22 protein-coding genes are annotated in these 25,206 nt (G+C 72.5%); 6 read left to right on the plus strand and 16 right to left on the minus strand.

Annotated elements, in window-relative coordinates; all coding sequences use genetic code 11:
* Window positions 1-16 precede the first annotated feature (16 nt).
* The 8 genes from OHA05_RS06385 to infC all read right to left on the minus strand — a co-directional run bounded on the left by OHA05_RS06385 (window position 17) and on the right by infC (window position 9,228).
* A complete protein-coding gene (locus OHA05_RS06385) occupies window positions 17-1,357 on the minus strand; it encodes a transcriptional regulator (RefSeq protein ID WP_313947364.1) in 1,341 nt (446 codons plus the stop codon).
* A 449-nt stretch (window positions 1,358-1,806) separates the two neighbouring features.
* On the minus strand, window positions 1,807-4,335 hold the full coding sequence (gene pheT, locus OHA05_RS06390) for a phenylalanine--tRNA ligase subunit beta (RefSeq protein WP_328860037.1): 2,529 nt from the start codon (window positions 4,333-4,335) through the stop codon (window positions 1,807-1,809).
* The gene (pheS, locus tag OHA05_RS06395) at window positions 4,335-5,462 is read right to left on the minus strand and encodes a phenylalanine--tRNA ligase subunit alpha (protein ID WP_313947362.1); all 1,128 of its coding nucleotides are present in this window, start codon (window positions 5,460-5,462) and stop codon (window positions 4,335-4,337) included. Before pheS ends, pheT begins: the two co-directional genes overlap by 1 nt.
* A 114-nt stretch (window positions 5,463-5,576) precedes the next feature.
* On the minus strand, window positions 5,577-6,698 hold the full coding sequence (locus OHA05_RS06400) for a sensor histidine kinase (RefSeq protein ID WP_313947361.1): 1,122 nt from the start codon (window positions 6,696-6,698) through the stop codon (window positions 5,577-5,579).
* 100 nt (window positions 6,699-6,798) lie between these two features.
* The gene (locus OHA05_RS06405; protein WP_313947360.1) at window positions 6,799-7,638 is read right to left on the minus strand and encodes a TrmH family RNA methyltransferase; all 840 of its coding nucleotides are present in this window, start codon (window positions 7,636-7,638) and stop codon (window positions 6,799-6,801) included.
* Between the two features lie 110 nt (window positions 7,639-7,748).
* On the minus strand, window positions 7,749-8,135 hold the full coding sequence (gene rplT, locus OHA05_RS06410) for a 50S ribosomal protein L20 (protein ID WP_114037952.1): 387 nt from the start codon (window positions 8,133-8,135) through the stop codon (window positions 7,749-7,751).
* Between the two features lie 112 nt (window positions 8,136-8,247).
* Window positions 8,248-8,442, minus strand: coding sequence for a 50S ribosomal protein L35 (gene rpmI, locus OHA05_RS06415; protein WP_313947359.1), 195 nt, complete (start codon window positions 8,440-8,442; stop codon window positions 8,248-8,250).
* A 117-nt stretch (window positions 8,443-8,559) separates the two neighbouring features.
* Window positions 8,560-9,228 (minus strand): translation initiation factor IF-3, encoded by a 669-nt coding sequence (gene infC / locus OHA05_RS06420; protein ID WP_313947358.1) that lies wholly within the window; start codon window positions 9,226-9,228, stop codon window positions 8,560-8,562.
* A 401-nt stretch (window positions 9,229-9,629) separates the two neighbouring features.
* Between infC and OHA05_RS06425 the strand changes: the two genes are divergently transcribed.
* Window positions 9,630-9,992 carry a DUF1844 domain-containing protein gene (locus tag OHA05_RS06425; protein ID WP_313947357.1) on the plus strand — a complete coding sequence of 121 codons (363 nt, stop codon included), beginning with the start codon at window positions 9,630-9,632 and terminating at the stop codon, window positions 9,990-9,992.
* On the opposite strand, the gene OHA05_RS06430 is transcribed toward OHA05_RS06425, so the two are convergent.
* Window positions 9,983-10,735: an SseB family protein gene (locus OHA05_RS06430; RefSeq protein WP_313947356.1), complete on the minus strand. Its 753-nt coding sequence runs from the start codon at window positions 10,733-10,735 to the stop codon at window positions 9,983-9,985. The two genes, OHA05_RS06425 and OHA05_RS06430, sit on opposite strands and share 10 nt — an antisense overlap.
* A 95-nt stretch (window positions 10,736-10,830) precedes the next feature.
* On the opposite strand from OHA05_RS06430, the gene OHA05_RS06435 reads away from it, so the two are divergent.
* The gene (locus OHA05_RS06435; RefSeq protein WP_313947355.1) at window positions 10,831-11,730 is read left to right on the plus strand and encodes a serine hydrolase; all 900 of its coding nucleotides are present in this window, start codon (window positions 10,831-10,833) and stop codon (window positions 11,728-11,730) included.
* Between the two features lie 106 nt (window positions 11,731-11,836).
* Here OHA05_RS06435 and mycP read toward each other — a convergent pair whose 3' ends face one another.
* A complete protein-coding gene (gene mycP, locus OHA05_RS06440; RefSeq protein ID WP_328860038.1) occupies window positions 11,837-13,012 on the minus strand; it encodes a type VII secretion-associated serine protease mycosin in 1,176 nt (391 codons plus the stop codon).
* The gene (locus tag OHA05_RS06445; protein WP_313949081.1) at window positions 13,009-13,794 is read right to left on the minus strand and encodes a hypothetical protein; all 786 of its coding nucleotides are present in this window, start codon (window positions 13,792-13,794) and stop codon (window positions 13,009-13,011) included. Before OHA05_RS06445 ends, mycP begins: the two co-directional genes overlap by 4 nt.
* Before the next feature lie 1,445 nt (window positions 13,795-15,239).
* Here OHA05_RS06445 and OHA05_RS06450 point away from each other — a divergent pair.
* A complete protein-coding gene (locus OHA05_RS06450; RefSeq protein ID WP_328860039.1) occupies window positions 15,240-16,442 on the plus strand; it encodes an amino acid deaminase/aldolase in 1,203 nt (400 codons plus the stop codon).
* Between the two features lie 58 nt (window positions 16,443-16,500).
* Here OHA05_RS06450 and OHA05_RS06455 read toward each other — a convergent pair whose 3' ends face one another.
* The 4 genes from OHA05_RS06455 to OHA05_RS06470 all read right to left on the minus strand — a co-directional run bounded on the left by OHA05_RS06455 (window position 16,501) and on the right by OHA05_RS06470 (window position 21,037).
* Window positions 16,501-17,436: a DUF2510 domain-containing protein gene (locus tag OHA05_RS06455; RefSeq protein ID WP_328860040.1), complete on the minus strand. Its 936-nt coding sequence runs from the start codon at window positions 17,434-17,436 to the stop codon at window positions 16,501-16,503.
* Between the two features lie 68 nt (window positions 17,437-17,504).
* Window positions 17,505-18,290: a 3-oxoacyl-ACP reductase gene (locus OHA05_RS06460; RefSeq protein ID WP_313947351.1), complete on the minus strand. Its 786-nt coding sequence runs from the start codon at window positions 18,288-18,290 to the stop codon at window positions 17,505-17,507.
* Between the two features lie 6 nt (window positions 18,291-18,296).
* Window positions 18,297-19,664 carry an aldehyde dehydrogenase family protein gene (locus OHA05_RS06465; RefSeq protein ID WP_328860041.1) on the minus strand — a complete coding sequence of 456 codons (1,368 nt, stop codon included), beginning with the start codon at window positions 19,662-19,664 and terminating at the stop codon, window positions 18,297-18,299.
* A gap of 8 nt (window positions 19,665-19,672) precedes the next feature.
* Window positions 19,673-21,037 (minus strand): glutamine synthetase family protein, encoded by a 1,365-nt coding sequence (locus OHA05_RS06470; protein ID WP_313947349.1) that lies wholly within the window; start codon window positions 21,035-21,037, stop codon window positions 19,673-19,675.
* A gap of 78 nt (window positions 21,038-21,115) precedes the next feature.
* On the opposite strand from OHA05_RS06470, the gene OHA05_RS06475 reads away from it, so the two are divergent.
* The 3 genes from OHA05_RS06475 (at window position 21,116) to OHA05_RS06485 (ending at window position 24,143) form a co-directional block, all read left to right on the plus strand.
* Window positions 21,116-21,844, plus strand: coding sequence for a FadR/GntR family transcriptional regulator (locus OHA05_RS06475; RefSeq protein WP_328860042.1), 729 nt, complete (start codon window positions 21,116-21,118; stop codon window positions 21,842-21,844).
* A gap of 134 nt (window positions 21,845-21,978) precedes the next feature.
* Entirely contained in the window at window positions 21,979-23,424 is a 1,446-nt protein-coding gene (gene eat / locus OHA05_RS06480) for an ethanolamine permease (RefSeq protein ID WP_328860043.1), read from the plus strand.
* A 38-nt stretch (window positions 23,425-23,462) separates the two neighbouring features.
* Window positions 23,463-24,143: a gamma-glutamyl-gamma-aminobutyrate hydrolase family protein gene (locus tag OHA05_RS06485; RefSeq protein WP_328860044.1), complete on the plus strand. Its 681-nt coding sequence runs from the start codon at window positions 23,463-23,465 to the stop codon at window positions 24,141-24,143.
* 90 nt (window positions 24,144-24,233) lie between these two features.
* On the opposite strand, the gene OHA05_RS06490 is transcribed toward OHA05_RS06485, so the two are convergent.
* A complete protein-coding gene (locus OHA05_RS06490; protein WP_313947345.1) occupies window positions 24,234-25,172 on the minus strand; it encodes a LysR family transcriptional regulator in 939 nt (312 codons plus the stop codon).
* Window positions 25,173-25,206: the final 34 nt, after the last annotated feature.

Raw genomic sequence — 25,206 nt, forward strand, 5'->3', positions numbered from 1 at the left:
CGCAGCAGGAGCTCGGTCAGAGGGGAACGCGCAGCGCCCCGTCGATGAGTTCGGCGGCCTCGTCGGCGTTGGCGCATCCGCTCAGCACGAGATGCTCCCGCACCACGCGCAACCGGTCCCGCAGCCGCTGCGACTCCATGCCCCGAGCCCGCTCCGCCATCTCCACCGCGGTACGGGCCGCGCGGTCGACCTCGCCCTGGCGCAGCTCGATCTGACAGAGCATGGCGAGCCGGTGCACCCGGCCGCGGTCGTGCGCGGGCGTGTCGACGGCGGCCGTGGCGTGCTCACGGGCCGCCTGGAGGTCACCGAGGCTGAGCAGGGCCTCGGCCACCTGGACGTTGACCAGTCCGGGCTGCACATAGCCGGTCTCGTCGGGCTCGTGCCCCGGATGAATGCGCCCGGCCTCCAGCTCGGCGCGCCGTATGCAGCGAAGAGCACTGCTTCCGTCTCCGAGGTGCGCATACGCCTTGGCCTGCATCGCGTACAGATCGGCTGCCAGGGCGGGCGTGATCCGGTCACCGGCGGACCGCAGTGCCGCCTCCGCGAAGGCCACCGCCTGCCGGTGCTCGGCCATGAACAGCGACTGGTTGACCAGCAGCGCTATCACGTACGCGCCAAGTCCCCTGTCCCCACTGGCCTTTGCCAGGCGCAGGGCCTGGTGGAAGTAGCGCTGCGCGAGACCGTGGGCGTCCGAGTCGTAGGCACAGATTCCGGCGACCGCCACCAGACCGCCCGTCGCACGGTGCAACTGACGGCCGAGGGCGTCGCTGTAGCCGCCGCGCAGCAGCGGCGCGGTCTCGGCGTTGAGGAATCCGACGATGCGGGCGCGGGTCGCGATGCCGCCCGCCCTGCGGTACATCAGCTCGTAGTGCGCGCGGGCGGCGCGCAGCATCGTGATGTCGGCCATGCTCACGCGCGTCTGCCCGGAGCGGGACACGTCCGCGTCCTCGGGAGGGTTCTCCCACTCCCACACCGGCATCACGGCGGGTGTGCCGGTGACCGCCGGGGCCTCGATGATGTGTCGCCGCTGCTGCTCGTCGCAGCGCCACAGGGCGGTGGCCCGCTCCACGAAGCCGGACAGCGGCGAGCCGGGGGGCATGACCGAGTCCCCGTTGACGCCGAGACCGATGTCGCCGAGCGTGATGGCGCGGTGCAGCCGGCCGGCGAGCACCTCACAGATCAGGTCGGGAACCTGGCCGCGCGGGCGCTGTCCCTTCAACCACCGTGCCACGGCCGTGTGTTCGTACCGGAGCGAGAGACCCCGGGCGCGGCCGGCCTGGTTCACATGTGCGGCGAGGCCGGCGTGGGAGATGCCCGCCTCGTCGAGCAGGGCGTCGAGCAGGGTGTTGGGCTGCATGAGGCCCCTCCGTTGGCTCGGTGCGCCCAGCCTAGTAGAGGACGATTCGCACGGGGTGTGAACGGAGTGCCCCGATCTGTGCCACGCGCGCTCTGCCGCCGTACGGTTCGCGCCGGTTGACTGAAATGCCTCTCATGGAGGCGGCCGGACCGCCGGCTCCCCCTCGTACAGTGCGGCGGTCCTCGTTCGCGTCGTCTGCCCTGCTGATCTGCCCGACACTCCGCGGCAGGGCGGGCGGCGCCGGCCGCACGGCAATCCCTTGGTTGCCTTTCGCTGCACTGGTTGCAGAAGGCGAGCGATTGGAGGATTCCGGCCCGGGTACGGCGCCTGCACGGCGTACCCATGACAACACCGGCGAGGCAGGTTCCCCAGCCTCGCCGGTGTTGGCGTTCTCTCACGGTTTCCCGCGGTTGTCGTGCCGGCGTCCGGGGCGGGCCCCGGTACGCGCGTCAGGCTCCGCGCAGGACCGCTCCCGTACGCTCCGACGCGAGAGCCACCGCCGCGTCACGCGCGGCCGATGCCTCCTCGACCGTCAGCGTCCGGTCGGGCGCACGGAACTTCAGCGCGTACGCCAGCGACTTCTTGCCCTCACCGATCTGCTCGCCGGTGAAGACGTCGAACAGCCGGATGGACTCCAGCAGTTCGCCCGCGCCGTCGGTCAGCGCCTTCTCCACCTCGGCGGCCGGGACCTGCCCGTCCACGACCAGGGCGACGTCCTGGGTCGCGACCGGGAAGGTGGCGATCCGCGGAGCCGGTACCGTGCCCGCGGACGCCTGCTCGACCAGGTCCAGGTCGAGCTCCATGGCGCAGGTGCGGGCGGGCAGTCCGAGTGCCTTGAGGACACGCGGGTGCAGCTCGCCGGCGTGGCCCGCGATGTGCTCCTCGCCGTCCACCACCACGACCAGCTCGGCGCAGCGGCCCGGGTGCCACGGGCCGTACTGCCCCTGGCGCACGGTCAGTTCGGTCCTTGCCTCGGCGGCGATGGACCGGGCGGCCTCGACCGCGTCGGCCCACTCGGCCGGACGGCCCTTGCCCCACCAGCCGGCCTGCTCGCGGGCGCCCGCGAGGACGACCGCCGCGTGCCGCGGCTGTGCGGGCAGCACGGCGTCCAGCTCGGCGATCTCCTCGTCGGTGGGCCTGCGGTCCACCGGCAGCCGCAGCGCGACACCCGGCGTCCGACCGGCCTGGAAGACCAGTCCGGTCTCGAAGAGCGCGAGGTCGTGGCTGCCGCGCCCGTCGTTGCGGCGCAGCGCGCCGAGCAGCCCGGGCAGCAGCGTCGAGCGCAGCGCGGGCTCCTCGTCGGAGAGCGGGTTGACGAGCTTGACCAGGCGCCGCTTCGGGTCGTCCGCCGCGAGACCGAGCTGGTCGAGGACCTGCTCCCCGATGAACGGGTAGTTCAGCGCCTCGACATAGCCGGCGCCGGCCAGCGCACGGCCGAGGCGGCGGTGCAGCCGCTGGCGCTCGGTGAGCCCGCGTCCCGGCGGCGGCTTGGGCAGCGTCGAGGGCAGGTTCTCGTAGCCCTCCAGCCGGATGACCTCTTCGGCGAGGTCGTTGGGCGCGGCGAGGTCGGGCCGCCACGAGGGGACGGTGACGACGAGCTCGTCCTGGCCGTAGACGTCGCAGCCGACCTCCTGGAGGCGCCGGACGACGGTCTCGCGGCCGTAGTCGACGCCCGCCACCTGGTCGGGGTGGTCGGCGCGCATGGTGACCGTACGCGGGGCGGACGGCGCGACGACGTGGGTGACACCGGCCTCCGCGGTCCCGCCGGCGAGCAGCACCAGCAGGTCGACGGTGCGCTGCGCGGCGGCCGCGCCGGCCTCCGGGTCGACCCCGCGCTCGAAGCGCCGGGACGCCTCGGACGCCAGCTTGTGCCGCCGGGCGGTACGGGCGATGGAGATCGCGTCGAAGTGCGCGGCCTCGATGACGACCTCGGTCGTGCCCTTGACCTCGCCCGTCTCCGGGTGGGTCTCCGCGTCCGCGATCTCGGTGTTGGCTCCGCCCATCACGCCGGCGAGACCGATGGGTCCGCGGCTGTCCGTGATGACGAGGTCGCCCGCGTCGAGGACACGCTTCACCCCGTCGAGGGTGGTGAGCTTCTCGCCGGCCTCGGCCCGGCGCACGCCGATCGGCCCGTCGAGACGGGTGCGGTCGTACGCGTGCAGCGGCTGGCCGAGCTCCAGCATCACGTAGTTGGTGATGTCGACGGCGAGCGAGATCGGGCGCATGCCCGCCTTCTGGAGGCGGCGCTGGAGCCAGATCGGCGACCGGGCCTCGGGGTCGAGCCCGACGACGGTGCGCGCCGTGAAGCGGTCGCAGCCGACGGGGTCGGAGACGTTGACCGGGTAGCCGTAGGCGTTCGGCCCGGGGACGTCCAGGAGGGCCGGGTCGCGCAGCGGCAGGCCGTACGCGGTAGCGGTCTCACGGGCGACGCCGCGCAGGGACAGGGCGTAGCCGCGGTCGGGCGTGACGGCGATGTCGAGGACCTCGTCGAACAGCTCGAGCAGCTCGGTGGCGTCGATGCCGGCCTCGTACTCGGGCGGCAGCACGATGATGCCCTTGGTGCCGTCGTCGCCCATGTCCAGCTCGCTGCTGGAGCAGATCATGCCGCGGGACATCCGGCCGTACGTCTTGCGCTCGGCGATCTGGAAGTCGCCGGGCAGGACGGCGCCGGGCAGGGCCACGACGACCTTGTCGCCGACGGCGAAGTTCCGGGCGCCGCAGATGATCTCCTGCGGCTCGCCCGTGCCATTCGCCTGGCCGACGTCGACCGTGCAGTGACGGATCGGCTTCTTGAACTCGGTCAGTTCCTCGATGGTCAGGACGCGGCCGACCACCAGCGGGCCCTTGAGCCCGGCGCCCAGCTGCTCGACGGTCTCGACCTCGAGGCCGGCGGCGACAAGCCTGGTCTGTACGTCACGGCCGGTCTCCGTCGCCGGCAGGTCGACGTACTCCCGCAGCCATGAAAGCGGGACCCGCATCAGATCTCCATCCCGAACGGCCGGGTGAACCGGACGTCACCCTCGACCATGTCTCGCATGTCTTCGACGTTGTGGCGGAACATCAGCATTCGTTCGATGCCGAACCCGAAGGCGAATCCGCTGTACTTCTCCGGGTCCACGCCGCAGGCGACGAGCACCTTCGGGTTGACCATTCCGCAGCCGCCGAGCTCGATCCAGCCCTCGCTGGAGCAGGTGCGGCAGGGCCGGTCGGGGTTGCCGACGGACTCGCCCCGGCACACATAGCAGAGCATGTCCATCTCGGCGGACGGCTCGGTGAAGGGGAAGTAGTTCGGGCGCAGCCGGGTCTTCATGCCGGCGCCGAAGAGCGCCTGGACCATGTGGTCCAGGGTGCCCTTGAGGTCGGCCATGGTCAGACCCTCGTCGACGGCCAGCAGCTCGATCTGGTGGAAGACGGGGGTGTGGGTGGCGTCCAGCTCGTCGGTGCGGAACACACGGCCGGGGCAGACCACGTAGACCGGCGGCTCCCGGTCGAGCAGGGAGCGGGCCTGGACCGGGGAGGTGTGCGTACGCAGCACGACGCCGGACTCGTCGCCTTCGGTGCCCGCGGGCCCCTGGACGAAGAAGGTGTCCTGCATCTGCCGCGCCGGGTGGTCCGGCGTGAAGTTCAGGGCGTCGAAGTTGAACCACTCCGCCTCGGCCTCCGGGCCCTCCGCGACCTCGTACCCCATGGAGACGAAGACGTCCGCGACGCGCTCCATGAGCGTGGTGAGCGGGTGGCGGGCGCCGGCCGGGATCCGGTCGTACGGCAGCGTGACGTCCACCGCCTCCTCGACCAGCACGCGGGTGTCGCGCTCGGCCTCCAGCTCGCCCTGACGGGCGGCGAGCGCCTTGTTCACGACGCCGCGTGCCTGGCCGACACGCTTGCCCGCCTCGGCCTTCGCCTGCGGGGGCAGCGCGCCGATCTCACGGTTGGCGAGCGCGAGCGGCGAGGTGCCGCCGGTGTGCGCGACCTTCGCGTGGGCGAGCGCGTCGAGGTCGCCGGCGGCCGCGAAGGCGGCGAGCGCCTCGTCCCGCATGCGCTCGATCTCTTCCGGTTTCAGTGCCTCGACCTCGACAGGGTCGTACGACTTGTTCGGTGCCGACATCTCTTCCCGTGCTTCCGATTGGCTGATGGCGCGGCCTTGCTCGACGAATGAGGACGCAAAGGTGCCAAAAGCCGAGTCTAAAGGTCGCTTGGACGCTGCGAAGCCCGTGGGCGCCTACGCCAGATAGGCAGGGGCGCCGACGGGCAGAATAAATCGGAACTCGGCGCCGCCGCCGGGACCGCGGCCCACCGTGATCGTGCCGCCGTGCGCCTCGACGATGCCCTTGACGATGTAGAGGCCCAGCCCCGTCCCACCGCGCTTGCTCCCCCGCCAGAAGCGGGTGAAGACACGGCCCATCGACTCCTCGGGGATGCCGGGGCCTTCGTCGCTCACGGTGACGGCCGTTCCCTTCTCGTCGTCCTTCGCCGATGCCGGCGCCACCTCGATGGTGACGGTTCCGGCGCCGTGGCGCACCGCGTTTTCGAGCAGGTTGCCGAGCACCTGGTCGATCTTGTCGGGGTCCGCCCACAGATCGGGAAGATCATGGCGGATGCGCAGCAGGAACCGGTCGGCGCGCTGGCCGCTGGCTATGTGGGCCTGGACGTGGCGGCCGACGGCCGCGGACATGTCGACGGGCTGGCGGCGCACCTCGAGGCGTCCCGAGTCGATACGGGAGATGTCGAGCAGTTCGGCGATGAGACGGGTGACCCGGTTGGCGTCGGCGTCGACGGTCTCCAGCATCAGCCGCTTCTGGTCGTCGGTGAAGCGTTCCCACTTGGCCAGCAGGGTCGCCGTGAAGCCCTTGACGGAGGTGAGCGGGGAGCGCAGTTCGTGGGCGACGGTGGCGATCAGCTCGGCGTGGCTGCGTTCGGTGCGGCGGCGGGCCTCGGTGCCGCGCAGGCTGACGACGAGCCGGCGTATCGGCCCGGTGGGGCGCTCGCGGACGTACCGGGCGGAGACCAGTACCTCACGGCCGCCCGGCAGCAGGAGGTTGCGCTCGGGCTGGCCGACCCGGGTGGCGAGTCCGCCGTACGGATCGGTCAGGGTCCACCAGCGGCGGCCCTTGAGGTCCTCCAGCGGGAGCGCCTGCTCCAGGGGGTGCCCGAGGGCGTCGCGCCGGGCCACGGCGGTGATCCTGACGGCGGCGTCGTTGAAGCAGATCACCCGGCCCGTCTCGTCGGCCACGACCAGTCCGTCGGCGAGATCGTCGGGGTCGATGCCGAACCACCCGGGTCCGTCGGAAGGACCCCGCAGAGCCCCGTGCGTCTCCGCGGGCCCGCTCGTCCCGACAGCCATATCCCCGTACCCCACCTCTCCGCCGGCGCAGTGGGTCCCCGAGCCCGTCACCCTACTAGCTGAAGGTGACGGAGCGGACCCCCTGAGCGAGTACCGCCGGTCAGCGGGTACTGCCCGCGCGCTGGGCACGCGCCGAGGCATAGAGACATACGGCCGCGGCGGTCGCCAGGTTCAGGCTCTCGGCCTTTCCGTGGATGGGCACCCGGACGACCGCGTCGGCGAGCGCGCGGGTCTCCTCGGGCAGCCCCCAGGCCTCGTTGCCGAAGATCCAGGCGGTGGGTCCGCCCATGGTGCCGGCGTCGAGTTCGTGGTCCAGGTCGTCCTCGCCGGCGCCGTCGGCCGCGAGGACCCGTACGCCCGCGTCCCTGAGTCCCTGGACGGCCCGCTCGACCGGAACGCCGGTCGCCACGGGCAGATGGAAGTGGGATCCGACGGACGCGCGGACGGCCTTGGGGTTGTAGAGGTCGACGGAGGCGTCGGTGAGGACGACGGCGTCGGCACCGGCGGCGTCCGCGCAGCGCAGGACGGTGCCGGCGTTCCCGGGGTCGCGCACATGGGCGAGGACCGCGACCAGGCGGGGCCGCGCGGCGAGGACGGCCTCGAACGGCGAGTCCAGGAAGCGGCAGACACCGACGAGCCCCTGCGGGGTGACGGTGGTCGAGATGTCGGCGATCACCGACTCGTCGGCGAGGTGCACCCGGGCTCCGGCGTCGCGTGCCGCGCCGATGATCTCGGCGTACCGCTCGGCCGCGTCGAGGGTGGTGAACAGCTCGACGAGGGTGGGCTCCCCGTCCGTGCGGTGCGCGGCCGCCTCGCGTACGGCCTGCGGTCCCTCGGCGAGGAACAGCCGCTCCTTGCCGCGGAAGTTCCGCTTCGCCAGCCGCCGGGCGGCGGCGACGCGCGTCGAACGCGGGGAGATCAACTCGGGGGCGGCTGCCATTAACTCACCTTCGGGTGCGCGGGAGGGCGGTACGGACGGCGGGCCGGACGCACACGGACCCGCAGGCCACAGGGCCTGCGGGTCCGGTCACATCCGGTACGACGCGCCGGTCAGGCGGCAGCCTTCGGGGCGTTGACGTCGCTCGGGAGCGCCTTCTGGGCGACCTCGACGAGCGCGGCGAACGCGTTGGCGTCGTTGACCGCGAGCTCGGCCAGGATCTTGCGGTCCACCTCGATGTTGGCGGCCTTCAGACCCTGGATGAGGCGGTTGTACGTCATGCCGTTCTGGCGGGCAGCGGCGTTGATGCGCTGGATCCACAGCTGACGGAAGTCGCCCTTGCGCTTCTTGCGGTCGTTGTAGTTGTAGACCAGGGAGTGGGTGACCTGCTCCTTGGCCTTGCGGTACAGGCGCGAACGCTGACCGCGGTAGCCGGAGGCCGCCTCGAGGATCGCCCGGCGCTTCTTGTGGGCGTTGACTGCCCGCTTGACGCGTGCCACTTGTTAACTCCTTGTAGCGGGGCTGGGATTCACAGTTCGACTCATCCAGCCCGGAAACGAATTAGGTCCCGGTCTCGGCGTCCCGTCCCCGGTCACCCGGGGACGGAGGACGTCACTTGCCGAGAAGCTTCTTGATCTTCTTGGCGTCGGCCGGAGCCATCTCCGCGTTGCCGGAGAGGCGACGCGTCAGCGTGGACGGCTTGTGCTCGAGCAGGTGGCGCTTGCCGGCGCGCTCACGGAGCACCTTGCCGGAGCCGGTGATCTTGAAGCGCTTCTTGGCACCGCTGTGCGTCTTGTTCTTCGGCATCGCGCCGTTCTCTCCTCATCAGTGGCGCTCCCCCGGTGCGGACACCGGCGTGCGGGAGCGTCAGTCGTGGTTGCTGGTCCGAGCGAACCCGGGGCGCCTGGGTGGCGCCCCTGCGGGTCACGCCTCGGAAGGCGTCTCGGTGGGGCTCTCGGCCTCGGCCTCGGCCTCGGCAGGTGCGTCGGCCGGAGCCTTGGCGCTGCCGGCCTTGCGTGCGGCCTGGGCCTCACGCGCCTCGGCCATGGCCTCGGTCTTCTTCTTGTGCGGGCCGAGAACCATGATCATGTTCCGGCCGTCCTGCTTCGGGTTCGACTCGATGAATCCGAGGTCCTCGACATCGGAAGCGAGACGCTGGAGCAGGCGGAAACCAAGCTCGGGTCGGGACTGCTCACGACCACGGAACATGATCGTGATCTTGACCTTGTCCCCCTGCTTGAGGAACCGGACGACGTGACCCTTCTTGGTGTCGTAGTCGTGCGGGTCGATCTTCGGCCGGAGCTTCATCTCCTTGATGACCGTGTGCGCCTGGTTCTTGCGCGCCTCACGGGCCTTCATGGCCGACTCGTACTTGAACTTCCCGTAGTCCATGAGCTTGCACACGGGCGGACGGGCGGTCGCCGCGACCTCGACCAGGTCGAGGTCGTACTCCTGCGCAAGTTCAAGGGCCTTGGCAAGCGGAACAATCCCGACCTGCTCGCCGCTGGGACCGACAAGTCGCACTTCGGGAACGCGAATCCGGTCGTTGATGCGGGGCTCGGCGCTGATGGATCCTCCTCGGTAGCACCACACGACTGTCTGGCAGACAGCCGCGTAACGTCTGTTTTCAGTGAGACCAACCGCACCGGAACACGAAAAATGCCCCGGACGGGACACAGGCGGGAGCTCCTCGAATACCGGAACACCGCCGCGTCGACCGCGGGGCGTACATCGGGCGACTCCATCGTCCGTACGGAACGATGGGCGCCGCCTGACCGGTGACCCGCCGTCCCGAGGGACAGCCAGGTGGGAGATCGGAGCCTCCACTTGTGGGCCGGGCACGCAGGTGTCCGGCCGGTCGTCACACAAGGTTAGCAGCTCTGGCCGGAAGGAGCTAACCGGTGGCCGGGAACCCGTCCCGCGCGAGATGCCGGGACCGCGAGGCCCCGGGGAGGGGGGAAGGGCTGATGAGGGGTGGGCATATCGTGTGCCACATGAGTGACGCGACCACCCCTTCCGAGTCCCCCGACTTCGACGCCATGACCCGCGACATCGCCGAGGTCCCCGCCGTCGAGGTCATCGTCACGGTCGCGGTGAACCTGATGAGCGCCGCCGCCGTCAAGCTGGGCCTGACGGAGGACGACGCAGACCACAAGGACCTGGACGAGGCGCGCAAGCTGGTGCACGCGCTGGCCGGCCTGCTCGACGCGAGCACCACCGAGATCAGCTCCTTCCACGCGGCGCCGCTGCGCGACGGGCTGAAGTCGCTGCAGTTGGCGTTCCGCGAGGCCTCGCTGGTTCCCGACGAGCCGGGCCAGGGCCCGGGCGAGAAGTACACCGGTCCGGTCTACGGCTGACCGGCCGCCGAACCGACGCGTACGAACAGGGGCTCGCCGGGTGGCGTGGCCGCGGCCGGCAGCAGTGCCAGGTCGAGGCCCCGCACCAGGCGGGCCCTCAGTACGTCGTGGGCGGCGAGCGCCTGGGCGACCCGGCGCGCCACCTCCGCGGGCACCGCGTCCGCGGTGAGGACCAGGGCCAGGGTGCCGTCGGCACTGCCGGGGCCGAGGTGGGCGCGGAGCACCGCGGGCTCGGCAGCGACCACCTCGCGGACCGCGCCGGAGACGGCGGGATCGTCGAGCGGGTCCGCACTGGTGCGCCCCTCTGCCAGCGCCAGCAGCGCACCGCCGCTGAGCTGGTACGGCACCGGGCCGGCGAGGTCGAGCACGACGGTGTCGGCCTTCTCGTGGGCGGCCGCCTGAAGTGCCTGGTGCAGCGGTACGGCGACGGGCCTGGCGGTGGGGTCCCAGCGGGCCAGCGAGCCGATCGAGGTGAAGGCGGGCAGAGCGCGGCGCTCCCCCGCGGTCAGCGTCGGCACGGCCATGTCGCTGGTCTTCTCGCGGCGCAGCCCGTTCTCGTCCTCCTCGACCTCGCCGAGGACGGCGACGACGGGGACGAGGAGCCGGGCGCCCCTGAGTGCCTCCAGCACCGGCCCCTCGGCGGTCCGGTCCTCGGCCCACGCGGCGAGCGCCGCCTCCAGGGCCGGATCGGCTGTTCCGTCGTCGTCGGAGAAACCGGGGTCGGGAATGTTCTTGAGCTCCACGCACCGAGCCTAACCCCGGTGCCGCGGGCCCTTTCTCACCGGACCCGTAGGCGGGACACAGCTGTCTGCCAGGTGCGGTCCATAGCTTCCGGCCCATGTCTCCCCGCCATGCCGCGCGCACCCGCCGACCGGTCGTCCTCGCTGCGGTGACGGTGGCGGCCGTGATGGGCGGCTGCGTCGCCGCGGGCGCCTACTCCCTCGGGCGCACACCGGACGCGGTGCCGTCCGCCGCCGTATCGTCGCCCTCGCCCGCTGCGTCCCCGCAGGGGGCGGTGCGGACGGCGGAGGCTGCGGTGGATCTCGATGCTTCGCTCGCCAGGGCGCTGGAACCGGTCGCCCTACGGTCCGGCGCCTCGCTGTCGGTCGCGGTGCTGGACACCGCGAGCGGGGACACGGCGGTCCACGGGCGCGAGGCGTACGACACCGCCAGCATCGTCAAGGTCGGCATCCTGGCGGCTCTGCTGCTCCGGGCCCAGGACGACGGACGGACGCCGACCGCCGAGGAGCGGACCCGGGCGGCCGCCATGATCCGGCTCAGCGACAACGACGCCGCGACGGCGCTCTTCACGGCGGTGGGAGGGGCGGCAGGGCTCGACGCGGCCCATGCGCGGCTCGGCCTGACCGAGACGGCCGCCGAAGCCGCCTGGGGGCTGACGCGGACCACGGCCCGGGACCAACTGGCGCTGCTGCGGGCCGTGTTCGGCACGGACTCGGTGCTGAACGAGGACTCGCGCTCCTTGGTGCGGGCGCTGATGGCGGACATCGCGGCGGACCAGGACTGGGGGGTGTCGGCGGCGGGCACCGGCTGGGCGCTGAAGAACGGCTGGATGCCGCGGACCGCGACCGGGCTCTGGGACGTCAACAGCATCGGACGGGTGTCGGTTGGTGGCCGGGTCCTGCTGATCGCGGTCCTCTCCGCGGGGCACGCGACCAAGGAGGCCGGCATCGCGGTGGTGGAGGCGGCAGCGCGGGCGGCGGTCGGCGCGCTGTCGTGAGGTGAGGGTGGCGGCTGGGTGCCGGAACCGTGCGGGTGGGTGCCGGACCAGTGGGGGTGGCGCCGGAACCGTGCGGGTGCGCGCGAGGCAGCCGGGTCCGGGGGCGTCAGCTACGGGTGGTGCGGCCGCCGCGCCACAGGACGACGGCACCCGCGAGCACCAGCGCCCCGACGCCGCCCGCCACCGGCGCGAGCCAGCCTGCCGGTTCCGCGCTGTCCTTCGCGGGGTCGGGGCCGCCCCCGAAGTACTGCTTGTCGTAGCCCGCCTTCGCCGCCTTCGGATCCGCGGGACGCAGCTTCGCCGCCGCCTTGATCGCGGCCGCCGGGTCGACCATGCCGTGGCCCCGGGCGTCGTCGCGGCCGCCCTTGGGGCCGTTGCGCGCGGTGTCGGCCAGCAGCTTCTTGATCTGGGCGGGCGTCAGGCCGGGGTGCGCCGACCGTACGAGGGCGACGGCGCCCGAGACGAACGCGGCGGCCGCGCTGGTGCCCCAGCCCTGGTAGTACTTCCGGTCCGGATCCGGGATGACGATGTCGACGCCGGGCGCGCTGACGGTGGCGTACCAGCGGCGGGTGGAGAAGGCGGCGTGGGTGCCGAAGCGGTCGACGGCGGTCACGGCGATCACGCCGGGGTAGGCGGCGGGGTACGAGATGTGGTCGCCCTTCTCGCCGCCGTTCCCGGCCGACGCGACGATCACGGAGCCCTTGGCCAGGGCGTACTGGACGGCGGCGTCCTCGCCCGCCTCCGCGTGCGCCGACTCGCTGTCGTCGCCGAGCGACATGTTGATCACGTCGGCGCCCTGGTCGGCGGCCCAGCGGATGCCCTGGGCGAGCGCGGTGCCGCGGGACTTGCGGGCCTTCTCGCGGGCGGCGTCGGTGCCTTCGAGGATGACGCGTACGGGAAGGATCTTCGCCTCGGGCGCGATGCCCATGACCCCGTCCTCCTGGCCCGGACCGTGGCCGTGGGCCGCGACGATGCCGGCCATCGCCGTCCCGTGGCGGGCCCAGGCGCGGTCGCCGCGGCCCGCGCCGAAGCCGATGAAGTCCTTGCCCGGCAGCACGGAGCCCGCGAGGTCGGGGTGTTCGTCGTCGACGCCGGTGTCGAGCACGGCGACCGTGATGCCGTCGCCCTTGGTGGTACGCCAGGCCTCGTCGGTGTTCATGGCCTCCAGACCCCACTGCTGGGTCCGGATGCCGTCGGCGTGCGCGGGCGCGGCCGGCAGGAGCGTGAAGGCGACGGCCGCGCAGAGGGCGGCGATGCGGTGGCCGCGGCGGGTTCTGATCACTGCGGCGCCTCCGTGGCCGTGCTGAGGGTCCGGCGCAGGGCGCCGCCGATGCCCTCCGCGAGGCCGGTGGCCTCGTGCCCGAGACCGGCCTGGGCGGGCGCGGAGGTCGCCCCGTTCGCCTTGGCGGCGGCGGCCGGCTGCGGGTCGCCGACGGTGCGGCCGTCGGCGAATCCGGAGACGGCGTAGACGATCACGGGCGCCTCGGTGAGGACGTCCACGGTCCAGCTGGCACGCTGCGGGTCGCCGAACCCGGCGGCGACGGTGCCCTTCGCCGGGAAGGCCCGGGGCATGAGATCGCGCCGCTCGGAGAGCTTCTCCTTCGCGAAGCGGGACTTCAGCGCGGCGACGGACTCCGGGTCGCCGTCGGTGAAGACCAGCCCGACCGTGGTGACGTTGCTGGCCGTCGCGTCGGTGTACGTCGCACGCAGGACGCGGGCGCAGCCGACCTGCCGCAGCGTCGTGACGAGCAGGGGGTCGAGCGCCGACGCGCAGCTGCTGTCGGGTGCGACCGCTATCCGTGTCCACACCCGGTCGGCGCCGCCGGGGCCCGCGCCGTCGCCGCTGAGGGTCCGGGGGAAGAGCGTGTCCACGGGCGCGCTGTGCCACAGCGTGCGGGCATCCGCGTACGCGGTGTCCCTCGCGGGATCGGCACTCGAGTCCCCCGTGAGCCAGCTGCCGGTGGCGGCACCGCCGATGAGTCCGAGCCCGAGGACGACACAGCCGATGGCGCCGATCGCGCGCAGCGGACGGCGGGCGGGTACCGGACGCAGCCGCGTGGTCATCTCGTTCGGCGTCTCAGGAGGAACCCAGGAGTACGCCGACGGCGTCGCGCCCGGACGCGGGGTGAGATCGACGGCTCCGACCGGCCTCCGCCGCGGTGGGGCGGCGGGCCGGGGCGGCGCCTCGGGCGGCGGACCGCCCACGGGCGCGGTCCGGGGCGCGGTGATGGGCCGCAGCCGGGTGGTGGTCTCGACGGGCGGTGTGTCGGGCCGTGGCGGAGCGGCCGGGGGCTCCATGATCCGGGCGGCGAACGGCGCCGCACTCTCGCGCTGAGGCTCCTGGGGCCACGGGCCGATCCGCCCGCGCTGGGCGGTGTCCGGCGCGGCATCCGCACCCGGGCGGCTGGACGGCACATCGGCCCGGGGCATCACGGGGTGACGGTCGCCCGACGCGGGGCGCGGGCTGTGCGAGGGCTCGGGCCGTCGTGCCGCCGGGGGCCGCCCGGGCTGCGCGTCGGGCCGGGGCGGTACGGAGTGGCGGTCGGTGGTCGTGGGGGGCGAACCCGGGCGACGGGCCGCGGTCTGCCCGCCGTTCGCACGGGCGGCGGTCTCGGGACCACGAGGCGCGGAGGCGGGCACGCGGTCCGGGCCGGTCGGGGCGACCCGCCGGTCGGCCGTCGCGGGGCGCGGCTCGCTGTCGGGACGGGCCGGCTGCCGTTCCGCCGGACGCGGCGCGTGCGGGGGAGCCTCGGGGCGACGTGCCTCCGGGGAGCCGGCGGACGACGCGGTCGGCCCCGCTGCCTGCGGCGGAACGGCACGGCGGTCGCCGTCGGAACCGGGGTGTTCGGCATGCGGGCGTGCGGGACGCGGCTCACGCGGAGCCGTGTGCGGCGCCTTCTCGGGGCGGTGCGGGGCGCCGGGACGGCCGTCGGGCATCGGCGGCACCGCATGCCGGTCACCGGACGCGGGGCGACGGGCCGCCGTGGACGTACCGGGCTGCGCGTCGCCGTGCGGCGGCACGGAGGCCTGGCGCGGGTCGCCGTCCCGCGACGGGCGAGGGGCGGGCGGGGCACCCTCGGGGCGACGCGGTTCCGGCGCCCGGGCGGGCGTTGCGGGCGCGGTCTGCGGCTCGGGCGGAACGCGATCACCCTGCGCCGGCGTGCCGGGGGTGTGCTCCGGGGGCAGCAGATTGCGCAGGCCGGACGGGCGCTGCGGGCGCTGTGCCTGGGGGGTTCGTGCGGAATGCGGGGCGTCCTGGTGGCGGGGCGCCGGACGGCGGTCCGGGTCCTCGGGGCCGGGAGGGCGTTGCGCCTCCGTACTCATACGGCCCCCCAGGTCCATGTCCACGTACACCAACGGATCGCCTCTCGGGGCAGGCCCGTTCGTCACCGCGTGTGCGTCACTCTACGGGTTGAGGCACCCCCCACGGCACCGAGACCCCGCCTCCGTGGGGATCTGCCCAAAACGTCCCCCTACCCCGGGGTAATCCGTTCTGGCAAGCTCGGGCCATGACTCCCCGCGCCGCTGACCGGGCCCGCTACGACAGGGCCACCGCCCATCTCGACGCTCCGCTGGCCGTCGTCGATCTCGACGCCTTCGACGCCAACGCCGGGGATCTGGTGCGCAGAGCCGGGGGCAAGCCCATCCGTGTCGCGAGCAAGTCCGTGCGCTGCCGGGTGCTGCTGGAGCGGGTGCTGGCGAGGGACGGCTTCGCCGGGATCATGTCCTTCACGCTGGACGAGTCGCTGTGGCTGGCCAGGGCCGGCTTCGACGATGTCCTGCTGGCCTATCCGTCGGCGGACCGCGCGGGCTACGCCGAGCTCGCGGCCGACCCGAAGCTCGCCGCCGCCGTGACCGTGATGATCGACGACGCGGCGCAGCTCGACCTGATCGAGGCCTCCCGCGCCGGGGGCAGGGAAGAGATCCGGGTCTGTCTGGAACTGGACACCGCGCTGCATCTGCTCGGGGGCCGGATCCGTGTGGGTGCCCGCCGTTCGCCCCTGCGGGAGCCGGCCCAACTGGCCGAGCTGGCCCGCTCGATCGCCCGCCGTCCGGGTTTCCGGCTGGTGGGACTGATGGCGTACGAGGGGCACATCGCCGGTGTCGGTGACGCGATCGGCGGCCGTCCGATGCGCTCCCGCGCGATCAGGCTCATGCAGGCGACGGCCCGCAGGGAACTGACGGCCCGGCGGGCGTCCGTGGTGCGGGCGGTCCGTGCGGTGGCGCCGGACCTGGAGTTCGTCAACGGCGGCGGTACCGGCAGTGTGCAGCACACCGCGGCCGAGGACGCCGTCACCGAGATCGCGGCGGGCTCGGGGCTGTACCTCCCGCGGCTGTTCGACAACTACACCTCCTTCTCCGGCCGTCCGGCCGCGCTCTTCGCCCAGCCCGTGGTGCGCCGGCCCGGAGTGGGCGTGGTGACGGTGCTCGGCGGCGGCTATCCCGCGTCCGGAGCCGCCGGGGCGGACCGGCTGCCGGTCCCCTATCTGCCCGAAGGGCTGCGCTACGACCCGCAGGAGGCGGCCGGCGAGGTGCAGACCCCGCTGCTCGGCTCCCCCGCGGACGATCTGCTGATCGGCGACAAGGTGTGGTTCCGGCATGCCAAGGCCGGTGAGATGTGCGAGCGGTTCGACACGCTTCAGCTGATCGAAGGGGACCGGATCACCGGGACGGCGCCCACCTACCGGGGCGAGGGCCGCACCTTCCTCTGACCGCCGGCTCCGCCCGGTCGGATGTCCGCACGCGGACACACTCCGCTTACGGGCAGGGTCAGTTGCTCGGTCCGATACTGCTGCCGACGCCTCCGCTCCCCGTGTCACCGTCCGCCCGGATGCTCGCCGCGATCCTGTCCATGTCGGCGAGCTTCGGCGCGTCGGGGCCGGCGTCGAAGGCGAAGCGGACGATGACCATGGCCTCGGTGCCCACGGTCGAGGGGAAGACGAGCGACTGGACGTATCCGCCGGGGCCCTTGCCGGTGACGACCCGCCAGCGCACCAGATGGCCCGCGCGCCCGGCGACGGCGAAGGACTGGGACTTGAGGACGGTGTGGGAGGTGATCCCGCCGTAGATCCGGCTGCCGAGGACGTCCTCGTCGTACGCCTTGTCCGCCGCCGTGACGATGTCCTGCTCGGCGAGGGCTTTCGGCGTGGTGGCGGAGGTCCCGCCGGAGGCGATGGACGAGATCCGGCCGTGCCGGCAGAGCGACGAACCGCCGGCCGGGCATTCGTACGTCAGCTCCGTACGCATGGTCGCGCCCTCGTCGAGGGTGCTGTCGGACTTCTCCCAGCCCTCGGGGATGGGTATCGAGATCCCGTTGAGCTGGTCGCTCAGCACGTCGGCGTCGTCGGCGGACGCCGTCGGGGAGGGTGTGCCCTGCGGGTCCGCGGAGGTGCTGACGGGGGCGGTCGCACTCGGCGCCGTGTCCTTACCGCTGTCGTCGTCGCCGGGTGCGAGCAGGACGGCCGCCGTCGCGACGGCGGCCACGAGGACCACACCGGCGACGGCGAACGCCACGAGCCTGCCCTTCGGTTTACCGCCCGGACCGCCGGTCTGCGCCATCGGCACCGTCGGCGGACCGAACCCGGCGGCCGGGGTCTGCGCCTGGACCGCGCGGGTGTGCGCGGTCCAGGCGGTCCCGTCCCACCAGCGTTCGGTGCCGGGAACGCTCGGGTCCGGGTACCAGCCGGCCGGGGTCGTCATGCTCATCCGGCCAGCCTAGGGCCTGTCGTTCGGGTCGTGCCCTGGCCCCTGTCCCGGGCGGCCCGTTCGGGCGTCTACACCGGCGTGACGTACGCCCCGGCGATTCCGCCGTCCACCAGGAAGTCCGTCGCGTTGATGAACGACGAGTCGTCGCTGGCGAGGAACGCCACCGCGGAGGCGATCTCGTCCGCCTCCGCGAACCGGCCCGCGGGGATGTGCACCAGGCGGCGCGCGGCCCGCTCGGGGTCCTTGGCGAACAGCTCCTGGAGCAGGGGGGTGTTGACGGGTCCCGGGCAGAGCGCGTTGACCCGGATGCCCTCACGGGCGAACTGCACGCCGAGTTCGCGGGTCATGGCGAGTACGCCGCCCTTGGACGCGGTGTACGAGATCTGCGAGGTCGCCGCTCCCATGATCGCCACGAACGAGGCGGTGTTGATGATGGAGCCCCGGCCCTGGCGCTGCATGTAGGGGATGGCGGCCTTGCAGCACAGGAACACGGAGGTGAGGTTGACGTCCTGGACGCGCTTCCACGCCTCCAGTCCGGTGCTCAGGATCGAATCGTCGTCGGGCGGGGAGATCCCCGCGTTGTTGAAGGCGATGTCGACGGAGCCGTAGGTGTCGAACGCCGTCCTGAACAGCGCCTCGACCTGCTCGGCGTCGGTGACGTCGACCTGGACGAAGGTGCCCCCGACCTCGTCGGCGGCCGCCTTGCCCGCGATCTCGTCGATGTCGCCGCAGACGACGTTGGCGCCCTCGGACGCGAGGCGGCGGGCCGTCGCCAGGCCGATGCCGCTGCCGGCGCCGGTGATGACTGCGGTACGGCCCACCAGCCGGCGGCAGATGTGTGCGGTGTCGGTCATGAGTGCTCAGGCCTCCGTGCTGATGAAGACGTTCTTGGTCTCGGTGAATGCGGTCAGGGCGTCGGGGCCGAGTTCGCGGCCGAGGCCGGACTGCTTGTAGCCGCCGAACGGGGTCGAATAGCGGACGCTGCTGTGGGAGTTGACGGAGAGGTTGCCGGCGGCGACGGCCCGCGAGACGCGCAGGGCGCGGCCGATGTCGCGGGTCCAGATCGAGCCGGAGAGTCCGTAGTCGGTGGCGTTGGCGAGCCGGATCGCGTCGGCCTCGTCGTCGAAGGGCAGGACGGCGGCCACCGGTCCGAAGACTTCCTCGCAGGCGGCCGGGGCGTCGGGGGCGATATCGGTGAGGACGGTGGGCGCGAACCAGAAGCCGGGGCCGTCGGGGGCGCTGCCCCGGATGCCGGGCAGATCGTCCGGGACGTAGGAGCGCACACGGTCCAGCTGGATCTGCGAGATCAGCGGACCCATCTGGGTCTTCTCGTCGGCCGGGTCGCCCACGATCACGGACTCGATGGCGGGGGCGAGCAGGTCGAGGAACCGGTCGTACACCGTGCGCTGCACCAGGATGCGGGTCCGGGCGCAGCAGTCCTGTCCGCTGTTGTCGAGGAAGGACATGGGGGTGGCCGCGGCGGCTGCCCCCAGGTCGGAGTCGGCGAAGACGATGTTGGGGCTCTTGCCGCCGAGTTCGAGCGTCACCCGCTTCACCAGCGGGGCGCTCGTGGCCATGATGCTCTTGCCGACCCGGGTGGAGCCGGTGAACACGATCTTGGCCACGCCGGGATGCTCGACGAGCGCGTTGCCCGTCACGTCGCCCGCACCCGGCAGCACCTGGAAGAGATGTTCGGGCAGGCCCGCCTCCAGGGCGAGTTCGGCCAGCCGCAGGGCCGTCAGCGGTGTGGTCTCGGCCGGTTTGAGGAGGACGGCGTTCCCGGCGGCAAGTGCGGGGGCGGTGCCCCAGGCGGCGATCGGCATGGGGAAGTTCCACGGCGCGATCACTCCGATGACGCCGAGGGGTTCGAGGATGGTGATGTCGAGGCCGCCGGCGACGGGGATCTGGCGTCCGTTGAGCCGTTCCACTCCCCCGGCGGCGAAGTCGAGGAGGTCGCGGACGTTGCCGGCCTCCCAGCGGGCGTTGCCGATGGTGTGACCGGCCTCGCGCACCTCCAACCGGGCCAGTTCCTCGATGTGTTCGTCCACGACGCCGGCGAACCGGCGCAGCAGTCGGGCCCGGTCGGCGGGGGCGGCGGCCGCCCAGCCTTCCTGGGCCTTCGCGGCGCGGGCGACGGCGGCGTCGACCTCGGCGGCGCTCGTCGCCGGGACGGTCTCGATCACCTCGCCCGTGGCGGGGTTGACCACCTCGTGGTGGGCGTGCGTCACAACGTGCCTCACAGACGTTCGAAGGAGCGGCGGAGCTCCCAGTCGGTCACCGCGGCATCGAACGCCTGGAGTTCGACCCGCGCCATGTTGCGGTAGTGCGCGACGACTTCGTCGCCGAAGGCTGCCTTGGCGATGGCGCTGTTCTCCCAGAGCTCGGCGGCTTCCCGCAGGGTGGTGGGGACCTGCTCGTATCCGGCGGTGTACGCGTTGCCGGTGCACTCCTCGGGCAGCTCCAGCTTGTGCTCGATGCCGTACAGCCCGGCCGCGACCAGTCCGGCGACGGCGAGGTAGGGATTGACGTCACCGCCCGGGAGCCGGTTCTCGAAGCGCAGGGAGCGGCCGTGGCCGACGACGCGCAGTGCGCAGGTGCGGTTGTCGTAGCCCCAGGCGACGGCGGTGGGCGCGAAGGAGCCGGGCTGGAACCGCTTGTAGGAGTTGATGTTGGGCGCGTACAGCAGGGAGAACTCGCGCAGGGCGGCCAGTTGTCCGGCGAGGAAGTGGCGCATGACCTGGGACATGCCGCCGGGTCCGTCGCCCGCCATGACGTTGGTGCCGTTCTCGTCCTGGAGCGAGAGGTGGATGTGGCAGGAGTTGCCCTCGCGCTCGTTGTACTTGGCCATGAAGGTGAGCGAGACGCCCTCCTGCGAGGCGATCTCCTTGGAGCCGGTCTTGTAGACGGAGTGCTGGTCGCAGGTGATCAGGGCTTCGTCGTACTTGAAGGCGATCTCGTGCTGGCCGGGGTTGCACTCGCCCTTGGCGGACTCGACGGTCAGTCCGGCCGCGGCCATCTCGTTGCGGATGCGGCGCAGCAGCGGTTCGATCCGTCCGGTGCCGAGCACGGAGTAGTCGATGTTGTACTGGTTGGCCGGCGTGAGGTCGCGGTAGTGGCGGTCCCAGGCCTGCTCGTAGGTGTCCTTGAAGACGATGAACTCGAGTTCCGTGCCGGCATGGGCGGTGAACCCGTGTTCGGCGAGGCGCTCCAGCTGGCGGCGCAGGACCTGGCGGGGCGCGGCGACGACGGGCGAGCCGTCGTTCCACGCGAGGTCGGCGACGAGAAGCGCGGTGCCCTCGTTCCAGGGGATACGGCGCAGGGTGGCGAGGTCGGGGTGCATGGCGAAGTCGCCGTAACCGCGCTCCCACGAGGACATCTCGTAGCCGTCGACGGTGTTCATCTCGGTGTCGACGGCGAGGAGGTAGTTGCAGCCCTCGGTGCCGTGTTCGAGAACCTCGTCGAGGAAGAACGGTGCGGCGAACCGCTTGCCCTGGAGCCGCCCCTGCATGTCGGGGAAGGCCAGGACGACGGTGTCGATCTCACCGCTCGCGATGAGGGCTCGAAGCTCCTCGACCCCGAGCGGGGGTTTGCGGTCTGCCACGGGATTACGCCTCCTTGGGTCAGCCGGAAGCCATAAGGTATTACCGAAGACCATTGCCTGGGAAGAGGAAACGGCGACGTGGCGAAGACGAACAATGCGGCCGACCGGCTGACACCCGTGCTGCGCCCCGTACGCGCGGGCAACGGCTTCGAGGAGGCACTGGAGCAGATTCTCCAGCTGCTGCGCCTCGGGCTGGTCCCCGGCGGCGAGCGGCTGCCCGCCGAGCGTGAGCTCGCCGAGCGGATGGGCATCAGCCGGGTCACGCTGCGCGAGGTGCTGAAGGTCCTCGCCGACCAGGGCCTGGTGGAGAGCCGGCGCGGCCGCTACGGCGGCACCTTCGTGCTGCACCGCCCGGACGCCCATGGCGAGGACGAGCTGCGCCGCCGCGTGGCGGATGTCGACGTCGAGGACACCCTGCGCTTCCGCGAGGTGCTGGAGGTCGGCGCGGCGGGACTGTGCGCCGCGCACGGGCTGACCGACCAGGACGCGAAGCGGCTGCGCAGCGCCCTGTCGTCGACGCACGACGCTCCGCTCGCCGCGTACCGGCGCGCGGACACGCTGCTGCATCTGACCCTCGCGGAACTGTCCGGGTCCCCGACGCTGGCCGCCCGGTACGCCGCGGTGCGGGCGACCCTGAATGATCTGCTCGACTGCATTCCGCTGCTCGTGCGCAACCTCGAACACTCCCAGCAGCAGCACAGCGCGCTGGTCGAGGCGGTGCTGGACGGCGACGCCGACGCGGCACGCGAGGTGATGCGGGAGCACTGCGAGGGCACCGCGGCACTGCTGCGCGGTTTTCTGCCCTGATCGGAGGGCCGACGGGCCTGTACGGGGGCGCCCGCGGGCCGATCCGTAACCTCACCTTTACGCACAGGGGTTGCGCATTCCGGATGGCTGCCGCAAAGGTGTCCGCACAAACCTTTGACTGCCAGGAGCGACTCATGGCCGAAGGCACGACCCCGCGCACCACTTCCTCCGCCGACGACGCCTATCTCCAGCGGCGCACCCTGCGCCGGGGCAGCGCCGGCTGGCTGCTGCTCACCGGACTCGGCGTGGCCTATGTCGTCTCCGGCGACTTCGCCGGCTGGAACACCGGCCTCGCCAAGGGCGGCTTCGGCGGCCTCGCGATAGCCACCCTGCTGATGGGCGTGATGTACGCCTGTCTCGTCTTCGCCCTCGCCGAACTCTCGGCGATCCTGCCCACGGCAGGCGGCGGCTACGGATTCGCCCGCCGCGCCCTCGGCACCTGGGGCGGCTTCCTCACCGGTACGGCGATCCTGATCGAGTACATCCTCGCGCCCGCGGCGATATCGATCTTCATCGGTGACTATGTCGAGTCACTCAACCTCTTCGGCCTGGAATCGGGCTGGCCGGTCTATCTCGCCTGCTTCGTGATCTTCATCGGGATCCATCTGTGGGGAGTCGGCGAGGCGCTGCGCTTCAGCCTGGTCGTCACCGCCATCGCGGTCGCGGCGCTGCTGATCTTCGTGGTCGGCGCGTTCACCGACTTCTCGGCGGGCGGACTCGACGACATCGGCGTGGACACGAACGCGTTCGCCTCGAACTCCTGGCTGCCGTTCGGCCTGCTGGGCATCTGGGCGGCCTTCCCGTTCGGCATGTGGTTCTTCCTGGGCGTCGAGGGCGTGCCGCTCGCCGCGGAGGAGGCGAAGGACCCGGTGCGCTCGATGCCGAAGGCCCTCGCCATCTCCATGGGCGTCCTGGCGGTGCTCGCCACGCTCACCTTCTTCGCCGCGACGGGCGCGAGCGGATCGGACGCCCTGAAGGACGCCGGCAACCCGCTCGTGGTCGCCCTGGAAGGCAGCGGCGACCCGACGCCGCTGAGCCGCTTCGTGAACTACGCGGGGCTCGCGGGCCTGGTCGCGTCGTTCTTCTCGCTGATCTACGCGGGCTCCCGCCAGCTCTTCGCCCTCTCCCGGGCCGGCTACCTCCCGCGCTTCCTCTCGCTCACCAGCCGCCGCAAGTCGCCCTACCTCGGCCTGCTGATCCCCGGCGCGCTCGGATTCGCCCTGGCGGCGGGCACGGGCAACGGCGCGCGGATGCTCAACATCGCGGTCTTCGGGGCGACGATCAGCTACGCGCTGATGGCCCTGTCGCACATCGTGCTGCGGCGCCGCGAGCCGGAGCTTCCGCGCCCGTACCGCACCCCGGGCGGCATCGTCACCTCCTCGGTCGCCTTCGTCCTCGCGCTCTCCGCGCTGGTGGCGACGTTCCTGGTGGACAAGGACGCGGCGTACATCGCGCTCGGCGTCTACGCCGTCGCACTCGCCTACTTCGCGTTCTACTCTCGGCACCATCTGGTCGCGAAGGCACCGGAGGAGGAGTTCGCGGCACTGGCGGCGGCGGAGGCCGAACTCGAACGCAAGTGACGCACGTGACGTAACTGCCAGGAACGAACGGAGCCACCGTGTCCAAGCCGCTCATCGGCGTCACCACCTACCTCAACCCCGCGAAGTGGGGGGTGTGGGAGCTGCCCGCGGCACTGCTGCCCGCGGCGTATCCCCGCATGGTCCAGGCGGCGGGCGGGCTCGCGGCGCTGCTCCCGCCGCACGAGGACCCGGCCTCGGCCGAGGCGGTCGTGGCCCGGCTGGACGGCCTGGTGATCGCGGGCGGAGCGGACGTGGAGCCCGCGCGCTACGGCGCACAGGCGGACCCGCGTACCGGGCCGCCCGCGCGGGACCGGGACGCCTGGGAGCTCGCCCTGGTCCACGCGGCACTGGCCACGGGCACCCCGCTGCTGGGGATCTGCCGCGGGATGCAACTGCTGAACGTGGCCCTCGGCGGAACCCTGGTGCAGCACCTCGACGGGCACGTGGGCGGTGTCGGCGTCTTCGGCACCCACACGGTCCGGCCGGTCCCCGGCACCCGGTTCGCCTCCATCACCCCGGAGGCGACGAAGGTCCCGACCTACCACCACCAGTCGCTCGACGTCCTGGCCCCGGCCCTGACGGCGAGCGCCCACGCGGACGACGGGACGGTGGAGGCGATCGAGACCGCGGACGGGTGGGTGCTGGGGGTGCAGTGGCACCCGGAGATGGGTGAGGACGTCCGGGTGATGCGGGCGCTGGTGGAGGCTTCGGCGGGCTGACGGCCAAGGGCGCGGGCGGCTCGCGGCGGCCGGCGGCCGCCGACCGGCCTGCGGCCAGCCACTGTCCGGGACCGCCCCCCGACCCGCCGCTCAGCCCTGCGTCAGCGACAGCAGTTCTCTCGCCGGCCCGGTGGGCCGGTGGGAGGACGGCCAGACCGCCCGCAGCGACCGGTCCATGCTCACCCCCTCCACCGGGACCTCCGTCAGCCGCCGTGCCGCCACTTCCTCGGTCACCGCCAGCTCGCTCAGCACGGCGGGACCCGCCCCGCTCACCGCCGCCGCCTTCACCGCCGTCGTCGACGCCAGTTCCAGCAGCGGTTCCGCCAGGCCCCCGTGGCCGGTGAGCGCCGAGTCGAGCACCTGGCGCGTACCCGATCCGCGCTCCCGCAGGATCAGGGGTTCCGCGGCCAGTTCACCGGCCGTCAGAGGGCGCTTGCGCCGCGCCCAGGGGTGTCCGGGCGCCACCACGACCAGCAGCCGGTCCTGGCCGATCACCGCGCCGTCCAGCCCCTCCGGCACCGACAGTCCCTCCACGAAACCGAGGTCCGCGTCGCCCGCGAGCAGTTGCTGCGCCACCGTCGCGGAGTTGCCCGCCAGCAGCGAGACCGCCGTCCCGGGCCGCTGCGAGCGCAGCGCGATGAGCCAGCCCGGCAGCAGATACTCCGCGATGGTCATCGACGCCGCGACCCGCAGGCGTGAGTCGCGCCGCCCCCGCAGCGCCTGCGTCCCCACGTCGAACGCCTCCGCCGCCTCCACGACCCGCCGCGCCCAGTCGGTGACCAGCGCCCCCGCGTCGGTGAGCCGGGAGCCGCGCGGCGAGCGGTCCACCAGGGCGACTCCCAGTTGCCGTTCCATGGAGCGGATCCGGCTGCTCGCGGCGGGCTGGGTGATACCGAGCTCGCGCGCAGCGCGGCCGAGACTGCCGTGCCGGGCCACCGCCAGCAGCAGTTCCAGCGCGCCGAGATCCGGCACGCGGTGTGCCAGCGGTACGCGCTCGCCCTGGTCCTCGTCCTTCGGTCCCCTGCTCATAAACCCAGCTTATGGGGCCATAGGGAGAAGATCC

The organism is Streptomyces sp. NBC_00306, assembly GCF_036169555.1.
Classification (GTDB): domain Bacteria; phylum Actinomycetota; class Actinomycetes; order Streptomycetales; family Streptomycetaceae; genus Streptomyces; species Streptomyces achmelvichensis.